The organism is Evtepia gabavorous, assembly GCF_003425665.1.
Lineage (GTDB): Bacteria > Bacillota > Clostridia > Oscillospirales > Oscillospiraceae > Evtepia > Evtepia gabavorous.
Genome location: NZ_QQRQ01000001.1, coordinates 79,617 through 96,255 on the forward strand (window position 1 = coordinate 79,617; position 16,639 = coordinate 96,255).

Below are 16,639 nucleotides of genomic sequence, written 5' to 3' on the forward strand. Positions count from 1 at the left end.
CTTTCCACTGTCAAATCAAACTATGGTTAGAGCTCCAACCCGGTGATGAATTCCACCGTAGCGGGGTCGTAGTGGGAGAAAAAGGCGCTCTCCTCCTGGTCCAGGGCCTGGATGGCCGCCATATCCTCCGCATCCAAACTGAAATCAAAGACCTGGAGATTTTCCGCCATCCGCGCTTTGTGCACGGATTTGGGGATGACCACCACATCGCTCTGCAGCAAAAACCGCAGGGCGACCTGGGCCACGGATTTGCCGTGCTTGGCCCCCACCGCCGCCAGAACCGGGTTGGTGAAGAAATCCTTCCGCCCCTCGGCAAAGGGGCCCCAGGACTCATGGACGACGCCATACTTCTCCATGATGGCATGGGCCGCCTTTTGCTGGTACAGGGCGTGGGTTTCCACCTGGTTTACCATGGGGCGAATCTCCACGAACTGGCACAGGTCCACCAGACGGTCGGGGAAGAAGTTGGAGACCCCAATGGCCCGGACCTTCCCAGCCTTGTAGGCCTCTTCCATGGCCCGCCAGGTGCCATAGTAGTCGTTGAAGGGCTGGTGGATGAGCAGCAGGTCAATGTAGTCGGTCTGGAGTTTCCGCAGGGATTCCTCAATGGAGGCCCGGGCCTTTTCCTGCCCGGCGTTGGAGACCCAGACCTTGGTGGTAAGGAAGATGTCTTCCCGGGGCAGGCCGGAGCCTTTGATGGCCCTGCCCACGCCCTCCTCGTTGTGGTAGGCCTGGGCGGTGTCGATGGCCCGATAGCCCACCTCAAGGGCCTCCCGCACGGAGGCCTCGCAGGTGGTGGGGTCCACTTGGTATACGCCATAGCCCAGGCGGGGCATTTTGACGCCGTTGGAGAGGGGAATGGATTCCAGATTCATACGAATTCCTCCTGATATAGTGACATGGTTTATTTCTTAGCGTTGACCTGATAGCGCAGCCAGAGTGCGCTGCCCGCTCTGGCTTCCGCGCCAAGCAGGGTAAAGGAGATGGGCTTGTCGGTGCTCAGCCCCTCCTGGGCCCGGAAGAGGGATTGGGTGCGGGGGTTGCCATCGGCGGCGGGGGCCACCACAAGGCTGAGCTCATCGCACATCCCCGCCTGGAGGAAAGACCAGTTGAGCACGCCGCCGCCCCCCAGCATCAGCACCTGGATGCCAAACAGCCTTTTCAGCTTTTCCAGGGCCAGGGCGTAGTCCAGGGTGTCTTTTCCCGCCAGGAGGTAGGAGATCCCCAGCCGCCGCAGGAAGGCTTTGTAGTCATTGCTGGCCTGCTCTGTGAGCACTTCCACCACATGGGCGGTGGTGGTCTCGTAGGTCAGCGTGTCAGACTGCCACCCCAGTTTCCCCTTGGGGTCCACGGAGACGTAGTACATGGGCGCCTGCCGGGCGACAAAATCCCCGGCGGGGACGGTGGGGGCGTGGGGAATCAGGTCAGGCGTTCGGTAGTGGGTAAAATTGTCGTCGGTGGTTACCCGTCCAGACAGCCATCCCTGGTGGCGGTAAACAGGCTCGGGCCCAAAGGCGATGTCATAGAACAGATCACTGGCCGCCTCACAGGCGGGCAGGTCCATATAGTTTCCCATGATTTTCCCATCCAGGGAGACAAACATGTGGCAGAAAATATAGGGTCGATCCACAGGGACACCTCACTTTAGTCGATTGTATTCGTCCGGGTCCACCGGTTCCAGCCATTGGCTGCCGGTGTCCTGGCCGGGGACCTCAATGGCCAGGTGCTGGAAGGGGCTGTCCGGTGCGGCCCCGTGCCAGTGCTTGACGTTGGGGGGAATGTGCACCACGTCCCCGGGGTGAAGCTCTTGGGGCGGCTGTCCCCATGCCTGGTAGTAGCCCCGGCCAGCGGTGACCAGCAGGATCTGTCCGCCCCCCTGGCTGGCCTTGTGGATGTGCCAGTGGTTCCGGCAGCCTGGGGCGAAGGTTACGTTGCCCACGGCCACCTGATCCAGGCTCAACATATGCAGGTAGCTGGTGCCGTCAAAGTAAGGGGCGTAGGCGGTATTCTCCTCCCCCACGGGAAAGAGACTGTTTTGTATCAAGTGCTGTAAAGTCATATTACTTTCCCCTTTTTACCCAGGCGGCCAGCGCCGCCTCCTCCCGGCAGACGGCGGTGCCCAGAATGGCCAGCCCCCTGCCCACCCGGGCCCCGGGGCATAGCCGGCGGATGTCGGCCTCGCTGCGGCCCAGGCCGCTGCCCTCATGGGTGCAGAAGGGAAGGATGGTCTTGCCGGTGAAATCAAAGGATGCTAAAAAGGTGAAGACGCACATGGGCATGGTTCCCCAGTAGTTGGGATAGCCCAGGTAGATGGTGTCATAGTCCTCCAGATGATCCGGCAGGGCCCGCAGGGCGGGCCGGGCATCCTGCCGCTGGTCGGCCTGGGCCTGCTCAATGCACTGGTTATAGTTGTCGGAGTAGGGATGGACAGGCTCCAGTTGGAACAGGTCCGCACCTGTGAGCACTTGCAGACGGCGGGCGACCACCTCTGTGTTTCCCACGGACAGCGGCTGAATGCGGCCGCTGACATAGTTTTCTCCCCGGCGGGAGAAATAGACGATCAGTTGTGCCATGATGACCTCCTTCATTGACGGGATCCCTTTTGATGCCCTTATTTTAACGCGCCTTCTCTTGACAGGGAAGAATCAATCTTGTACCATGGCAATAACAAAAAGTTAGAACAAAAGGAGGGACCCCCTGTGTACAACAGCCAGCTGACCACCTTTGTCCAGGTGGCGGACAGCGGCAGTTTCAATAAGGCTGCGGAAGCCCTGTATATCTCATCCACGGCGGTGATCAAGCAGATCAACGCCCTGGAAAAGCATCTGGACCTTACCTTGTTCTCTCGGACCAACCACGGCATTGCCCTGACAGAGTCCGGGCGGATCATTTACAAGCACGCGAGAAAGCTGTTTGCCTATTCGGAAAAAGCGATTGCGGAGGCCCGTCTGGCCGCGGCAGAGGCGGCCACAACCTTCTGCGTGGGGACGTCCATCCTCAACCCCTGCAAACCATTTATGGACCTTTGGTACCGGGTCAGTGAGCAGCTGCCTGGCTTCAAGCTCCACATTGTCCCCTTTGAGGACGACCACGAGGGAATTCTCCGGGAGATCGCGGCCCTGGGGGAGAAGTTTGACTTTCTCATCGGTGCCTGCGACTCCCGACAGTGGCTGGACCGGTGCAATTTTCTTCCCCTTGGAGTGTATCGTCACTGCGTGGCCGTTCCCCGGGAACATCCTTTAGCCCGGAAAACCAAGCTGACCATCCAGGACCTGTATGGACAGACGCTGATGATGGTCAAGCGGGGGGACTCCCCCACAGTGGACCGGGTCCGGGACTATGTGGAGAAACACCCTGCCATTGCCATTGAGGACACCCCTCAGTTCTACGACATGGAGGTGTTCAACCGCTGCGTGCAGACGCGAAATCCCCTCATGTCCCTGGAGTGCTGGGGGGAGGTGCATCCCGCTTTGGTGACCCTCCCTGTGGACTGGCCGTTCACTATCCCCTATGGGATTCTCTATCCCCTTCACCCGGACCCGGATACCCTGCGGTTCCTCTCCCTGGTCCGGCAGGAGATGGCGGGAGCGCCGGACCTCCCCCAGGGAGAAACTCCGTCGCCTTGACAAATTAGGACTATCGTGCTATTTTGTTTGTACGATAGTCCTAATTTTTGCTGCCAAAGAGGAGGAACCTGCCATGACCGCGCCCCCACGCCAAACCATGCTGGCCACCGCGCCTGTGAGCAAGCTGATCTGGACCTTTGCCATTCCCGCCATTCTCAGCCAAGTGGTCAATTCCATGCACAATATTGTGGATCAGACCTTTCTCGGCTGGGGCATTGGAGATTTGGCCATTGCCGCCACCAACATTGCCTTTCCTCTGTCTACCTTAACCACCGCCCTGGCGGCCCTCATCGGCATGGGCGGCGCGGCGGGATTCAGCCTTGACTTGGGAAAGAAGCAGGCACGCTCCGCCCGAAAGAATTGGGGCAACGCCATTGTGCTGTCGGTGGGGCTGGGCTGCCTGCTGGCGGTGCTGGCTGTGGCCTTTTTGGAGCCGATGCTCTACCTCTTCGGCGCCACAGAGGCCATGATGATTTATGCGGTCCCGTACGCCCGGATCATCAGTATGGGGCTGCCCTTTGCCATTTTCTCCATGGCCATGGCCCATTTTATCCGGGCCGACGGCAGCCCCAAGTTTTCCAGCGGGGTTCTCCTGTCCGGGGCCATTTTCAATATGATTTTTGACCCGATTTTCCTCTTTGCCTGTTCCATGGGCATCCAGGGGGTTGCTCTGGCCACGGTGCTGGGACAGGGACTCTCCAGCTGTCTGGCCCTCTATTATCTGGTGCGCCGGCGCCACATGGTGACCCTGGAGCGGGAGGATTTCCGTCTATCTGCTGGTACGATCAAAGGGATCGGCGCGCTGGGGGGCGCCATCTTTTTCAACCATGTGATTATGACCGCAGCCCAGGTCATCCTGATGAACATGCTGCGTACCTACGGGGCCCAGTCGGTCTATGGCAGTGAGATCGCCATCGCCGGGTCCGGGGCGGTGGGAAAGGTGATGATTGTCTTTCTCAGCTGTGTCATCGGGATTGCTCTGGGTTGTCAGCCGATTTTCGGCTTCAACTATGGCAGTAAACGGTATGACCGGGTCATTGAGGCCTACCGGAAGGCGTTGCGCTACGGCACCACCCTGGCGGTGATTGCCTTCCTGTGCATCCAGCTGTTTCCCCGGCAGATTTTGAGCATCTTTGGCTCAGAGGACCCGCTGTTTTATGAGTTTTCCATCCACTATATCCGCATTTATCTGCTTATGACCTTTGTCAACGCCTTTCAGCCCATTACCTCCAACTTCTTTACCTCCATTGGCAAGGCCAAGCTGGGATTTTGGATGGCGTTGGTCCGGCAGGGACTGCTGCTAATTCCGCTGCTGTTGCTTCTGCCGCTGGCCCTTGGTATGGATGGGGTCCTCTGGGCGGGACCCATTTCCGATGGAGTGGCAGCGGTGCTGGTCCTGGTTCTGGGGGCCCGGGAGGTCCGCCGGCTCACGGTGCAGCAGGAGGAGACCCCATGAAGCGAGATACCCGACGGGCCATTCTGGACATGGCCAAAACGCTCTTCAGCCAGCAGGGGTACAACGCGGTCTCCATTGGGGAGATTGCCGGTGCCCTGGGGATCAGCAAGGGCAATGTGACCTATCATTTCAAAAGGAAAGAGGACATCATGGAGGCCCTGCTGGCCGAGGCGAAGCCCACCTTTTTTCAAGAGCCCCCTCGGACCATGGAGGAACTGGACGCCTTTCTGGAGGACATGGAACAGGCCCGGGAGAACTATGCCTTTTACTTCCAGCACCATGCCCAGCTGGGCCAGCTCTCCCCCGCGATCCGGGCGCGGCAGCAGGCGATTTATCACAGCCAGTCGGCACTGTTTGCCCAGGCGCTGTCCATTCTGGCCCGTCAGGGCATGTTTCGAGGGGAGGATTTTCCCGGGGCGTATGCCCGTGTGGCGGATACCATTTTCCTCACCTCCCTTTACTGGCTTCCCTTCTGTGCGGTCAAGGGGCGGAAGGAGGATTTCCGGACCCAGGCCTGGTCTGTGCTGTATCCCTTGCTGACCCCTTTGGGCAGACAACGGGGGCGGGAGCTGGGCCTTCTTCTTGGGGAAGATCCATAACATAAAATAAGCCTGCGCGGGAAATCCCCGTGCAGGCTTATTTTTGTGGACGAGGCGTTCTCTCTTCCACAGAGGCCATTCCCGTGAGACGCCGGAGCTTTTCCCGGTCCAGAATGGTGATGGTCCCCCGGCGCAGTGCGACAATGCCCTCCTGGGCGAAGTATTTCAGCACCTTGGTGACCACTTCCCGGGCGCTGCCGATGTAGCGGGCCATCTCGTCATGGGTGATCCGGAGGACGGGGCCCTTTTGGGCGGACTCGTCCCACAGAAAAATGGCGGCCCGCCGGTCCATCCCCATGAAAAGAATTTGCTGCATGGTCCACATGATATCGGAGAAACGCTCACTGGCGGTCTTGTAGAGAAAGAGTTCGATCTCCGGCCGCTGCTGAGCCAGGGGAGAGAGGGCTGTGACGGGAAGGGTGATCACATGGGTCTCCTCAATGGCCTCGATGAGTACGTCGAAGACGATGGCGTCCATCAGGCAGGAGGAGGAGAGAACACAGGTCTCACCTTCCCGCACCCGGTACAGTGTCACCTCCCGCCCTTCCTCGGACAGAAGAAAGGCCCGAAGCTGGCCGGACAAAAGCAGCAGGATGCCCTTGCAGTCCTGGTCCGCCCGGTGGGTGATGGTCCCCTTGGGCAGGGTGGAGGGAACGCTGGCCTCCCGCAGGGCCATCTGTTCCTGTGGGGTTAGGTGTTCCCAAAAGGGAAGCATCTGGGAAAATATATCGTCCGGTTGTTTCATGAAAACCTCCTTGGGAGAAGCTGGTTGCCCTGTTGGATCGGATGCGTTGAGTGTACCATAGGTCGGGGAAAGATGCAAATGGGATTTCCCCGGGGAACCCAGGCGGCGCCCCGGGGATGAAAGGGGTCAGCAGCCGGTTCCATGCCAGACGGGCCTGTAACCCTGGGGTGGCCAGACCGGAGTGGTGACTGCGGCGGTGCTCTGTCCGGCGGTCTGGGAGGAGATCACCGCTGTGTTGGTAATGGTTCCCTGGGCGCAGGGGTGGACCACCCCGGCCACGAGGAGTGTAGCCGTTGCGCCGGGCGCCAGGGTGCCGAAGGAGAGCAGGCCCTGCCAAGGCCGCCAGGTGATCCCGCCGTCAAGGGAATAGACCCCGGCGGAGAGCGACGGCGGCAGATGGTCCTGTACCACCACGCCCTCTGCCGGGATGCTGCCCCAGTTGACCGCCACCAGGCGGTATACCAGGTATTGACAGGGGACTGCCCAGCAGGGGGAGGTTTTGGTCAGACGAAGCTCTGTGCTTCCCTGGACAGGGACCAGGCTGGTGGCGGTGTTGCTGTTGGGGTTTGGGTCCGGGGTGGAGCTGGCCACCACAGCGGTGTTTACAAGGGTGCCCTGGGCAGAGGAAGACAGGCTGCCGCGCAGCAGCAGGGTTCTTCCCTGACCGGCTGGAAGCGCTCCCAGGGAATAGGCCCCGGTCCACGGGGTCCAGGTGCGCCCGTTGTCCAGGGAAACTTCCACGCGGGACAGACCGCCGGGAGTCTGGTCGGTGAGAAGAACATCCTGGGCGGTGGCAGGGCCCAGGTTGGCGATGGTGAGCGTATAGGTCAGCAGGCCGCCAGGGGCAGCAGTGTCGGTATCGGCCACCTTGGTGATGGCCAGGTCCGCAGCGGGCTGAAGGGGGTCCTCCCGCTGGGCGGTGTTGTTGGTGAGATCCGGGTCCGGGGTGGAACTGGCCGCCACAGCGGTATTGAGAAGGGGAAGGGTAGCGGCGGGGTCGATGGTCCCCCGCAGCAGGAGGGAGCGGGAGGCACCTGCGGCCAGGGTACCCAGCAGATAGGGGCTGTGCCATGGGGTCCAGGTGGCGCCGTTGTCTGTGGAAAACTCCGGCGTCCAGAGTTCCGCCGGAACCGCGTCGGTGAGAAGCACGTCCTGGGCATCCGAGGGCCCGGCATTTTGTAGGGTGATGGTGTAGAGAAAGGGAGTGCCGGGGACAGCAGAGCCTCCGGTGTTCTCCTTCCGTACGGAAAGGTCTGCGGAGGGGAGAAGGGGAACCTCCACGGTGTCCTCATTGTTGTCCGGATTGGGGTCTGGGGTGGAGCTGGTCACCAAAGCGGTGTTCTCCAGGGAACTGGCTGTCGTGGAGGGGTCCACCTGCCCCTGGAGGAGAAGGGTGGCGGTGGTGCCTGGGAGAAGAGTGCGGAGCACGTAGGTACCGCTCCAGGGCTGCCAGGTTGCCCCGCCGTCAGCGGAGAATACTGGGGACAGAATGGCTGCCGGCAGGGGGTCCTGGAGTACCACGTCCTGGGCCGCGGAGGGACCTGCGTTGGTAACTTGAAGGGTGTAGGTCAGAGTCTCGCCCGGATGGACGCGGGCAGGTTGGACCTGCTTGAGAACGGCCAGGTCCGCAGCGGTGTCGATGGGCGTGCGCTCTGTGGCCTGGTTGTTGTCCGGGTTGGGGTCTGGGGTGTCGCTGGTGACAACAGCAGTGTTGACCAGAATCCCCTCTGCCTCCAGGCTGACTGTGCCCCGCAAAAGGAGCTCTACACGCTGGCCTGGGGCCAGGCTGCCTGGCTGCCATGTCCCTGCCCAAGGCTGCCAGGTTGCCCCGACGTCTGTGGAGAACGCCGGTTCCAGCAGAAGGGGCGACAGGGGATCGGTGAGCACCGGATGGACCGCAGGATCGGGGCCCAGATTGGTCAGGGAAAGGGTGTAAACCAAGGCCTGCCCGTGGAGCACCGGATTGGGTGCCCCAGATTTAGTTAGAGCTAGGTCCGCAGCGGTGTCCACCGGGGTGAGTGCTGTGGACTCGTTGTTCTCCGGCCGGGGATCTGGGGTGTCGCTGGCGACGGTAGCGGTATTGGTCAGGGTGCCGCTGGTCCCTTGGGCCACGGTTCCCCGCAGCAGAATCTGGCGGTGGTCCCCGGCGGGCAGGGTTCCCAGGGCCAGGGAACCCGTCCAGGGCTGCCAGGTGCCCCCATTGTCCAGAGAGTATGCGCCGTCAGAGAGGGGTGGGGGCAGGGGGTCGGTGAGGGACACGTTTTGGGCATCGGCGGGGCCCAGATTGGTTAGGTCCAGGGTGTACGTCAGCAGACCGCCGGCGGACACTGGACTGGGGCTGCCCAGTTTGGTGATGGCCAGGTCCGCAGCCAGCTGGACAGGCAGCTCCTCCGTGTCGGTGTTATTGTCTGGGTTGGGATCGGGCGTGTCGCTCTGTACGGTTGCGGTGTTGATCAAAAGAGCGTCGGCGGAGGCCCGCACGGTTCCCCGAAGCAAAATTGTCTGGGCCTGCCCGGGAAGAAGGGTCCCCAAGGCCAGTGTCCCCGCCCAGGGCTGGAAGGAACGTCCTCCGTCCAGAGAGACCTCAGGGGAGGCCAAGGCATCGGGGAGGGGGTCAGAGAGTACGGTATTTTCCGCGTTCACAGGCCCGGCATTGGCCACGGCAAGGGTGTAGGTGACAAGGTCCCCCACAGCGGCGGGCTTAGGAGCGCCCACTTTTACCACCGATAGATCGGCCTGCTCTGTCACGGGGGTTTCCACTGTGGCGGTATTGTTGTCTGGATTGGGGTCCGGCGTGGGAGAGGAGACCTGGGCTACGTTGGTGAGGATGCCTGTGGTGAGGGGGTCTACCACCCCCCGCAGGAGAACCGTAACCCGTTCTCCCACGGCCAGGTCCCCAATGGATTGGGACCCAGTCCAAGGCTGCCATGACAGGCCGCCATCCAGGGAGTATTCCGGGCGCAGCAGCCCCCGTCTGTCTTTGGGCTCCGCCAGAGGCCCGGAGATGATATCTGCCATGGAGATCAGCTTCCTTTCCGATGGATTCTTCCCCCGGTTCGGGTGGGAAGGGGGTCAGTCAATGTGACATCCCGGGCGGGAGAGGGCCCGGCGTTGGAGATGGTGATGGTATAGGTTAGGGGCGCGCCGGGATCTACTGGGTCCGGGGCGGCGGTTTTCTCCACGGCCAGGTCTGCTGCCTCCAGCACCAGTACGGGAACCTCATTGGTGGAGACGGGAAACGGAATGGGAATGCCTCCCTCCACTGGGGTGTAGGCGTAACGCAGGTCTGCTCGGTTCCAGGCAGGGTTGGGCACAGGCAGGGCATCGGCTTTGGCCTGAAAGGAGACGGTGATGGTCTCTCCGCCACGGACATCGGGCAGGCCAAAGCCCAGCTGCGGGTCGGCGGCGGGGAACGGAGTGCCATTGACCTGAACGGTGTCTGGCACAAAGGAAAAGCCGCTGGGAAGCTGGTCCTGCAAAAAGAGATCGGTCAGCGGGCTCTGGCAGGCATTGGTCAGGCGGACGGTGAAGAGGACGGTCTCCCCTACGGTGATTACCTGGCGGTCTGCGGTTTTAACTGGCAGGAACAGGGGCACTTGAATGGGGGAGAGGGCGATGTCGTCGATGACGTAGTCGTTTCCGATGACCTCAGGCCCCTCGCTGAGAAATTCAACGGTGAGCCGGGTGTTCTCCTGGGAGGAGAGAACGCTGCCGATCTGTTTCCACTCTGGGGCGTTTGGGCTGACAGGGATGAGGGCGCCCAGGGTGGCGGCATACAGGGGATTACCGACCTGGTCCAGGACCCGTACGCCCAGTTCCGGGTCTGGGTACCCCGTAACTTTGAACAGGTTCAAAATCCAGGCGGTGAAGAGATAGTAGTGGTTGGGCTCCACGGCTACCTCAGCGCGGAAGAAGACGGCGCCGGGGTTGTAGCCGTTGACCACCAGCATCCGTCCAGTCTCGTTGCCCTGGGTGTGGTCAGCCACCCGCCACCAGGCGCCGATCTGCTGGCTCAAGGCATCGGTCATAAGATTTTGAACGGTGTACTCTCCGCCGGCCGGGGTGTAGACAGCGGGGTTGGGCAGGACGTATGAGAAATCCGGTGTAACCCCAGGATAGGGTTCTGTGGGCGCGCCCGTGTTGGCGGGGGTCCCTGGGGGGAACGTCCCAAAGGTCCCGCGGTCGGCGGCCTCTAAGAGGTTTTCCTCGGAGACTGCGGCGCAGGGATCAAGAATGGTTTCAATGGGGGAGTAGATGACAGGGCCGCTGAGGAAGGTCTGCTCTCCTATGTCTGCCCCCGTCACAGTGAGAAACCGGGTGTTGGGCGTAACTGCGTCTAGATGGGTGGCGCCTGCCGGGGGATTGGGGGCCGCGGAAATGGGGGGATTGCCTCCCACAGGGACAGGCCCGACCGCCGCGCCGGAGAAATCGGCGGGGGAGGGAAGCCCATCTGTTTCGTAGGGAGCCTGGACCAGGCGGTACGCTCCGGCGGGGACGTGAAGAAAGGCATAGTCTCCGGCCTGGTCCGTGAAAACGGTGCATCGTGCCCCGGTGTCCAGATTTTGCAGGACCACGGGAATCCCGGGCAGGCCGGCATCCCCACTGGAGCGGGTGGCGCTGCGGTCCCGGTCAAATAGGACGCTGCCTGTTATGGTTGCCATGGCTTCCACCTCACTTAATTGCGCAGCTGCGTTTTCTACTATCTTATGCCCGCCTGGTGCAGGGGGCGCATAAGACGAGGGGAGCACGACAAAAAGCCCTGCCGCAAGGAGCGGCAGGGCGAAGAAATAGAGCGGGGAAGTCAGGGGAAGCCAGCCGGACGGGCCCGCAGCTGCCAGAAGGCGACGGCGCTGGCGGCGGCTACATTGAGCGAATCCACACCGTGGGACATGGGGATGCAGGCGGTGTAGTCACACCGGGCGATGGTGGCGGCGGCCAGGCCATCTCCCTCGGTGCCCAGGACAATGGCCAGCTTTTCCGCGGCCATCAGCCGGGGGGCGTCGATGGGCAGGGCGTTGTCACTGAGGGCCATGGCCACGGTTTGAAAGCCCAAGGCGTGCAGGCGCTCCAGGCCGCCGGCGGGCCAGTCCTCTGCCCGGTCACCCAGACGGGCCCAGGGAATTTGAAACACGGTGCCCATGCTCACCCGAACAGCCCGGCGGTTGAGCGGATCACAGCAGGTGGGAGAGAGAAGCACGGCGTCCATGTGCAGGGCGGCGGCGGAACGGAAAATGGCGCCCACATTGGTGGTGTCCACAATGCCTTCCAGCACCGCGACCCGGCGGGCCCCCTGGCAGATGTCCTCCATGGCGGGCAGCTGCGGCCGCCGTATGGCGCATAGGATTCCCCGGGTGAGGGGATAGCCGGTCAGGGCGGCCAGAACGTCTCGGTCTGCGGTGTAGACAGGGATGTCCCCGCAGCGGGCCAGAAGGGATTGGGCCTGTCCCTGCACATGCTTGCGCTCCATGAGAAAGGCCACGGGGGCGTGGCCGGCATCCAGAGCCAGCTGAATCACCTTCGGGCTCTCCGCGATAAAAATCCCCTTTTCCGGCTCCAGCCGGTTGCGGAGCTGGGCCTCGGTCAGCCGGGCGAAGAGATCCAGCCGAGGGTCAGTGAGGTCAGAAATTTCTATTATACTGGGCATGACAGCCTCCTGTTCGTTTTTTTGCATGATACCATGGCGGGCAGAGAAAGGCAAGTCTCCTACCATCAGGCGGTGTTGCCGCAGGAAATGGTTTGCAGAGCAAAACACTGCCTGCAGGCCGGAGAGGGCGGAACCCTGTGGGAAACCGCCTGCTTGCTCAAAGCTGTGTTTGATGCTATGATAAACAGAAGAAGTACGACGCAGTGGAGTCCGTTTCCAGGGCGTGGGCTGCATGCGTTGGCATGACGGGAAAAGGAAGGCGATGGGATGAAGTGCACCGTTTCACAGGAAAACTATTTGAAAGCAATCTACCTTTTGCAAATCCAAAAGGAATCTGTCCGGGCTGTTGACGTATCCAACTATATGGCGCTCTCCAAACCGAGTGTGAGCAATGCGCTGAAAAAGCTGCGGACAGAGCGTCTTTTGACCGTGGACAAAGAGAAAAATCTGATCTTAACAGACGAGGGGCTGCAGGCGGCAAGAGAGATTTTCTCCAGGCACTCCTTTTTTGAGCGGCTGCTCATTGACGCGGGGGTGGACGAGGGACAGGCCCATGAGGATGCCTGCTCTTTGGAACACGCCATCAGCAGGCAGAGCTTTGCGGTACTGAAAGACCGGCTGGAAGGCTTGGCAGCCCAAAAGGCCGCGGACTGACTGGTTCGATTACAAAAGCTGGGGCAAAGACGGAAAGAGCGGTACTTCCGCCGCATTGAAAAAAGACAGAGCCGACCACAGGAGAGGCCTCTCTCGTGGTTGTCGGCTCTGTTTTTTGCTGTTTGATTACAAATTCAGACCTCTGTATCGGTTGAAGCAGGCAAAGATCTCCTGCCGCCTGGGCCGGGCCAGGAAGGGAATGCCGGACTGGCCCTCACACAGACCGGCCAGGGTCCGCTGCTGGATCAGCCGGTCCAATTCATCCACCACTTGGCGGAGGGTCTTTTTCCCGTCCAGAAGGTGCCGCTGGGCGTACAGAACACAGTACCCCAGCGCGGCGGTTTGTTCGCTGTCGGTCAGCTGCTCCACGTACCGCAGGTCGATGGTTTCCCGTTGAATCGACACCCCATCCCGCCCCAGTGCTTTGAGCTTCCAGCGATCGCCGCGCCGGAATTCTGGCGAGGCCTTGGGCCGGCGGTCCAGGTTGGGGAGACCGGTCGACTTCGGCGCTGTCCCGTCCGGGGGGAAAGCCAGGGCCTCCTGCTTTGCCCGGACGGTGATATCCCGGGGGAGGTACCGGTCCATCTGGATGATCCGGTCAGCCACATGAAAGTAAGCCCCGGAGCTGCCAGCCACCAGGATGGTGGAGATGCCCTGGTCCCTGTACAGGGCTTGTATCCGGTCAATGAAGGGGGTGATGGGCTCCATGTCCCGGTGGATGACCCGCTGCATCAGGGCGTCCCGGACCATGAAATTGGTGGCGCTGGTATCCTCGTCAATGAGAAGCAGGGAGGCGCCGGCCTCCATGCTCTCCACCACATTGGCCGCCTGGGAGGTGCTGCCGCTGGCGTCTTCCGTGGAAAAGGCCGTGGTGTCCTTGCCGTTGGGCAGGTTGCTGATCCACTGGGAAATGTCTGTGCGTCGGATGCTTCGGCCATCCTCAGCCCGGATTTTCATGGCAGTGTCTTCGGTGATCACATACTCCCGGCCGTCCCCGGTGATGTGGTTGTAGACCCCCAACTCCAGCGCCTCCAGCAGGGTGGACTTGCCGTGGTAGCCGCCTCCCACAATCAAGGTGATGCCCGTTGGAATGCCCATGCCGGTGATCTGTCCCCGGTGGGGCAGGTCCAGGGTGACCGCCAGTTCCGGCGGAGACTGGAAGGCCACGCCGTTCTTCATGGAACGGGCAGAGACGCCGGAGGCCCGGGGCAGAATGCTTCCGTTGGCCACAAAGGCGCACAGGCCCATCTGGGGCAGGGCGTCCCGAATGTACTGCTGATCCTCCGCCAGATCCGCCACGGCCTGCAGCTGTTTGCTGTCTAAGTTCCGATAGAACAGGGTGGCATGGATACACTGGGGAAGAAAGTCAAATAGAATTTTTTCCAGTTCCCGGGCCTGAATGGTCCGCCCCTGGGCGGGGAACCCCACCTCCAGGCGCAGGCAGAGATCACCGTGCGTGGGGTCCAGACAGCAGGCGGTGCGCTCCAAGACCTCCTGCCCGCAGCGGCTGACCGAGATCTGCCCGCTGTGTCCCGAGCCCTTGGCCCGGAAGGACACGGCTTCCGCCTGCCGGGCGAACCGACGGGTCAGCGCATCCTGAAGCGCGATCCGCTGAACAGGAGTTCGGTAGAGGGACGGAGGAAAAGCCGCAGCGCTTCCCCTCACGTGAATACTGACTTTGGAGGGGGCGGCAAAGGGGTCCCCCTGTACATGGTCGATGGACAGCACATAGTCCGGGAATTGGTATGCGCCTTTGGTGTCTTTGTAGGCCGGGTAGCCCTTCCGGTCGATTCTGGCCAGCAGGTTTCTCAGGTCAGTTGCAGTCTGCATGATATTGTTCCTCCATTGAGTTGCCCCGCACGGCAAAGGGAGCTGGTGTTCAGGGCGGAGTGGATTTCAAGAGAGCTATCTTGACAATAGTCCATTTCCAGGCGGTTGTCAAAAGTTTTTATGGGTTTGCAGGATGGCATTCGAAAAAAGTCCCTCGATCGTGCGGCTTTATTGTTTCAAGGATCTCTCGGACAAGTGATTGGTTTTTCTCGGCATATATTTGGAACAATACAGGCAGAGCAACTGGGCCGCAAGGGCGCCATTTGGCGTCTTGGAGGGTAAAAAACCCAGTGGCGGTGCCGTGTAAAATATCAAATCGGTAGGACTGATACTGGGCGCCAAGATCTTCGACAAGATAGCTGTCCCGCTCGTCCCTGCCGCCCCAGGTCACGGTTTCAAGCAGGGCGGCAAGACTGCCATGGTAATATTTTTTTATGAGCTGCGAGAACGTCAACGCCGGTCCCTTGGGCATGAGGAGAATGGCGTTCTGTGCTTCCTCGAAAAGAGCTTCGTCACAGGAAATGATCTGCAGGCATGTTTCGTCCGGGAGCATTTGGACAGCGGCGTATGCCATGTACTCATAGGTTGGAGGGGAGAAGCTGGCAAGCGAGGCGAACAGCGACGCCTGTGGAACCTTCAGCATATTTGCAACCTCAGACAGCAGGGCGGCACGTCGCTCTTCCGGGGGAGAGGGATCCGGCAGGTAAAAGGAAACGATCACATAGTCGTCAATTCCCTTCGCGCTGTACGCCCCTTCAATGGCAGCAATCCCTCTTTGAAGGGCATCTTTGTCCGTGTACCAATAGATGTGATGCCATGGTGCGATGAGCCGCCCCCGGATGGTTGCAAGAGGCGATATAGGGCGGGCCTGACAGTCAGAATGATCCTCCGTTACGTCAATCTGTATTTTTTCGATGGAAAAACCGGCGTCCTCACAAAAACGAGAAAAGGGGAGAAGCAGCTCTCCCCATTCGGTGGAAGCAATGATCGCGAATATCTCGGAATCCTTTGCGCCAAAGTGCTGCTTGACTTGTTCTACATATTTGCTGACTTCATGGAGTGCTTGCCGCGCAGCGGTATTGCTGCGTTTCAATTCAATCAGAACATGGCGCCCCTTCTCATCCCTGGCATATAGGTCGATGAAGCTCTTCGTGCCGTGCTCACCCGGGATATACTGCTCTTTTTGAAGCAAGGTCAATCCCGGTTTTAATTGAGAAATTTTCTGTGCGATCAAATCACGCAGTGCAGATTCTTTCATAAATACTCCTGTTTTTCCTCTGATATGGTTCATCTTCGTGAAGTGCAGAGAGGCAGGGACAAAGGGGCAAGACAATGCCCCTTCAGCAAAAAGGATTTTGGTCTAAGAGCGTCTGAAGATGCGCTTTCAGCGTCTGCTCTCCCAACCGGTCACATGCTGCAATCAATTCTTCCTGAGGGCTGTCTGCGTAAGCACTTTGAAATAGCTGCCGTGCCAAGCGGTCGTCCTGCTTGAGCTGCGCCAGGAGCTTGGGCTGAATGCTTTCATTCTGACAGAAATCATATAGATCGTTTCCGAGCAGTTGTTCAGCGGCCTCCGTTTCCTGGAGGTGTTCCTCTGCTGTGTCCAGCAGCAATTTCATCATCTGAATGGCGGTGTTGGGATCTTGCTCGCCAGTCTCGAGCAAAAGTTCCATGGTGTCCATCTTCAAAAGTTCCTCTACCGTCCAGCGGCCGACTGTGTCAGGAAAGGCGGCAATCAACAGGTCGCGGCAGATCCACTCATTTTCTGAGAAATCCCACCGACGGACTGCGGCCTCCAGCGCAGCGCGATCTGGCTGGAGAATGGGATAAGCGCGCCAATGGGAATTCAAGGCGTTCTGAAGGGCATCCAACTGGGCCGGGCTGCCCTCGCCGGAAAAAAAGCATGCGATCTGGCTTAGGCCATCCACCGTCTGAAAAAGCCAGTTGGGCCAGGGTTTGCATGCCTCATAGCGTGGCAGCTTGGGCAGCAGAGAGGCCCAGAAAGATCCGAGCTGCTCTTCGGTGAGCAGAAATTGCGCTTCAAAGGCCGGCCTTCCGGTGTGGGCAGCGCGCAGCACCTCTTCC

15 protein-coding genes are annotated in these 16,639 nt (G+C 60.5%); 4 read left to right on the forward strand and 11 right to left on the reverse strand.

Annotated elements, in window-relative coordinates; genetic code table 11:
• Positions 1 to 26: 26 nt before the first annotated feature.
• Genes DV520_RS00385 through DV520_RS00400 form a run of 4 tightly spaced genes read right to left on the reverse strand, consistent with a single transcriptional unit; the run spans position 27 to position 2,573 of the window.
• Positions 27 to 869, reverse strand: a complete 843-nt coding sequence (locus tag DV520_RS00385; protein ID WP_117141558.1) for an aldo/keto reductase — start codon at positions 867 to 869, stop codon at positions 27 to 29.
• A 35-nt stretch (positions 870 to 904) separates the two neighbouring features.
• Positions 905 to 1,630 carry a RibD family protein gene (locus DV520_RS00390; protein WP_021920033.1) on the reverse strand — a complete coding sequence of 242 codons (726 nt, stop codon included), beginning with the start codon at positions 1,628 to 1,630 and terminating at the stop codon, positions 905 to 907.
• Between the two features lie 9 nt (positions 1,631 to 1,639).
• Entirely contained in the window at positions 1,640 to 2,059 is a 420-nt protein-coding gene (locus DV520_RS00395) for a cupin domain-containing protein (protein WP_117141420.1), read from the reverse strand.
• Between the two features lies 1 nt (position 2,060).
• The gene (locus DV520_RS00400; protein WP_117141421.1) at positions 2,061 to 2,573 is read right to left on the reverse strand and encodes a flavodoxin; all 513 of its coding nucleotides are present in this window, start codon (positions 2,571 to 2,573) and stop codon (positions 2,061 to 2,063) included.
• A 126-nt stretch (positions 2,574 to 2,699) separates the two neighbouring features.
• Here DV520_RS00400 and DV520_RS00405 point away from each other — a divergent pair, with 126 nt between their 5' ends.
• The 3 genes from DV520_RS00405 (at position 2,700) to DV520_RS00415 (ending at position 5,681) form a co-directional block, all read left to right on the forward strand.
• Positions 2,700 to 3,626 (forward strand): LysR family transcriptional regulator, encoded by a 927-nt coding sequence (locus DV520_RS00405; protein ID WP_117141422.1) that lies wholly within the window; start codon positions 2,700 to 2,702, stop codon positions 3,624 to 3,626.
• 73 nt (positions 3,627 to 3,699) lie between these two features.
• Complete coding sequence (locus DV520_RS00410; RefSeq protein WP_117141423.1) at positions 3,700 to 5,082, forward strand: MATE family efflux transporter; 1,383 nt, start codon at positions 3,700 to 3,702, stop codon at positions 5,080 to 5,082.
• Positions 5,079 to 5,681: a TetR/AcrR family transcriptional regulator gene (locus DV520_RS00415; RefSeq protein ID WP_117141424.1), complete on the forward strand. Its 603-nt coding sequence runs from the start codon at positions 5,079 to 5,081 to the stop codon at positions 5,679 to 5,681. Before DV520_RS00410 ends, DV520_RS00415 begins: the two co-directional genes overlap by 4 nt.
• A 37-nt stretch (positions 5,682 to 5,718) precedes the next feature.
• Here DV520_RS00415 and DV520_RS00420 read toward each other — a convergent pair whose 3' ends face one another.
• The 4 genes from DV520_RS00420 to DV520_RS00435 form a co-directional block, all read right to left on the reverse strand.
• Entirely contained in the window at positions 5,719 to 6,426 is a 708-nt protein-coding gene (locus tag DV520_RS00420; protein WP_117141425.1) for a Crp/Fnr family transcriptional regulator, read from the reverse strand.
• A gap of 126 nt (positions 6,427 to 6,552) precedes the next feature.
• Positions 6,553 to 9,444 (reverse strand): DUF11 domain-containing protein, encoded by a 2,892-nt coding sequence (locus DV520_RS12470; RefSeq protein WP_117141426.1) that lies wholly within the window; start codon positions 9,442 to 9,444, stop codon positions 6,553 to 6,555.
• 5 nt (positions 9,445 to 9,449) lie between these two features.
• The gene (locus tag DV520_RS12475) at positions 9,450 to 11,087 is read right to left on the reverse strand and encodes an SdrD B-like domain-containing protein (protein ID WP_117141427.1); all 1,638 of its coding nucleotides are present in this window, start codon (positions 11,085 to 11,087) and stop codon (positions 9,450 to 9,452) included.
• 140 nt (positions 11,088 to 11,227) lie between these two features.
• A complete protein-coding gene (locus DV520_RS00435; protein ID WP_117141559.1) occupies positions 11,228 to 12,070 on the reverse strand; it encodes a TrmH family RNA methyltransferase in 843 nt (280 codons plus the stop codon).
• Positions 12,071 to 12,337: 267 nt separating this feature from the next.
• Here DV520_RS00435 and DV520_RS00440 point away from each other — a divergent pair, with 267 nt between their 5' ends.
• The gene (locus DV520_RS00440; RefSeq protein ID WP_021920024.1) at positions 12,338 to 12,724 is read left to right on the forward strand and encodes a metal-dependent transcriptional regulator; all 387 of its coding nucleotides are present in this window, start codon (positions 12,338 to 12,340) and stop codon (positions 12,722 to 12,724) included.
• Between the two features lie 126 nt (positions 12,725 to 12,850).
• On the opposite strand, the gene DV520_RS00445 is transcribed toward DV520_RS00440, so the two are convergent.
• The 3 genes from DV520_RS00445 to DV520_RS00455 form a co-directional block, all read right to left on the reverse strand.
• The gene (locus DV520_RS00445) at positions 12,851 to 14,554 is read right to left on the reverse strand and encodes an ABC-ATPase domain-containing protein (protein WP_117141428.1); all 1,704 of its coding nucleotides are present in this window, start codon (positions 14,552 to 14,554) and stop codon (positions 12,851 to 12,853) included.
• 118 nt (positions 14,555 to 14,672) lie between these two features.
• Positions 14,673 to 15,812, reverse strand: coding sequence for an endonuclease NucS domain-containing protein (locus DV520_RS00450; RefSeq protein ID WP_165849998.1), 1,140 nt, complete (start codon positions 15,810 to 15,812; stop codon positions 14,673 to 14,675).
• An 82-nt stretch (positions 15,813 to 15,894) separates the two neighbouring features.
• Entirely contained in the window at positions 15,895 to 16,632 is a 738-nt protein-coding gene (locus DV520_RS00455; protein WP_117141430.1) for a hypothetical protein, read from the reverse strand.
• Positions 16,633 to 16,639 lie beyond the last annotated feature (7 nt).

Bases quoted from the DNA above. Each gene is read 5' to 3' on its own strand.
- DV520_RS00415 (WP_117141424.1), top strand. From the start codon at position 5,079: ATGAAGCGAGATACCCGACGGGCCATTCTGGACATGGCCAAAACGCTC.
- DV520_RS00410 (WP_117141423.1), top strand. From the start codon at position 3,700: ATGACCGCGCCCCCACGCCAAACCATGCTGGCCACCGCGCCTGTGAGC.
- DV520_RS00445 (WP_117141428.1), bottom strand. From the start codon at position 14,554: ATGCAGACTGCAACTGACCTGAGAAACCTGCTGGCCAGAATCGACCGG.
- DV520_RS12470 (WP_117141426.1), bottom strand. From the start codon at position 9,444: ATGGCAGATATCATCTCCGGGCCTCTGGCGGAGCCCAAAGACAGACGG.
- DV520_RS00440 (WP_021920024.1), top strand. From the start codon at position 12,338: ATGAAGTGCACCGTTTCACAGGAAAACTATTTGAAAGCAATCTACCTT.
- DV520_RS00435 (WP_117141559.1), bottom strand. From the start codon at position 12,070: ATGCCCAGTATAATAGAAATTTCTGACCTCACTGACCCTCGGCTGGAT.
- DV520_RS00395 (WP_117141420.1), bottom strand. From the start codon at position 2,059: ATGACTTTACAGCACTTGATACAAAACAGTCTCTTTCCCGTGGGGGAG.
- DV520_RS00450 (WP_165849998.1), bottom strand. From the start codon at position 15,812: ATGAAAGAATCTGCACTGCGTGATTTGATCGCACAGAAAATTTCTCAA.
- DV520_RS00420 (WP_117141425.1), bottom strand. From the start codon at position 6,426: ATGAAACAACCGGACGATATATTTTCCCAGATGCTTCCCTTTTGGGAA.
- DV520_RS00400 (WP_117141421.1), bottom strand. From the start codon at position 2,573: ATGGCACAACTGATCGTCTATTTCTCCCGCCGGGGAGAAAACTATGTC.
- DV520_RS12475 (WP_117141427.1), bottom strand. From the start codon at position 11,087: ATGGCAACCATAACAGGCAGCGTCCTATTTGACCGGGACCGCAGCGCC.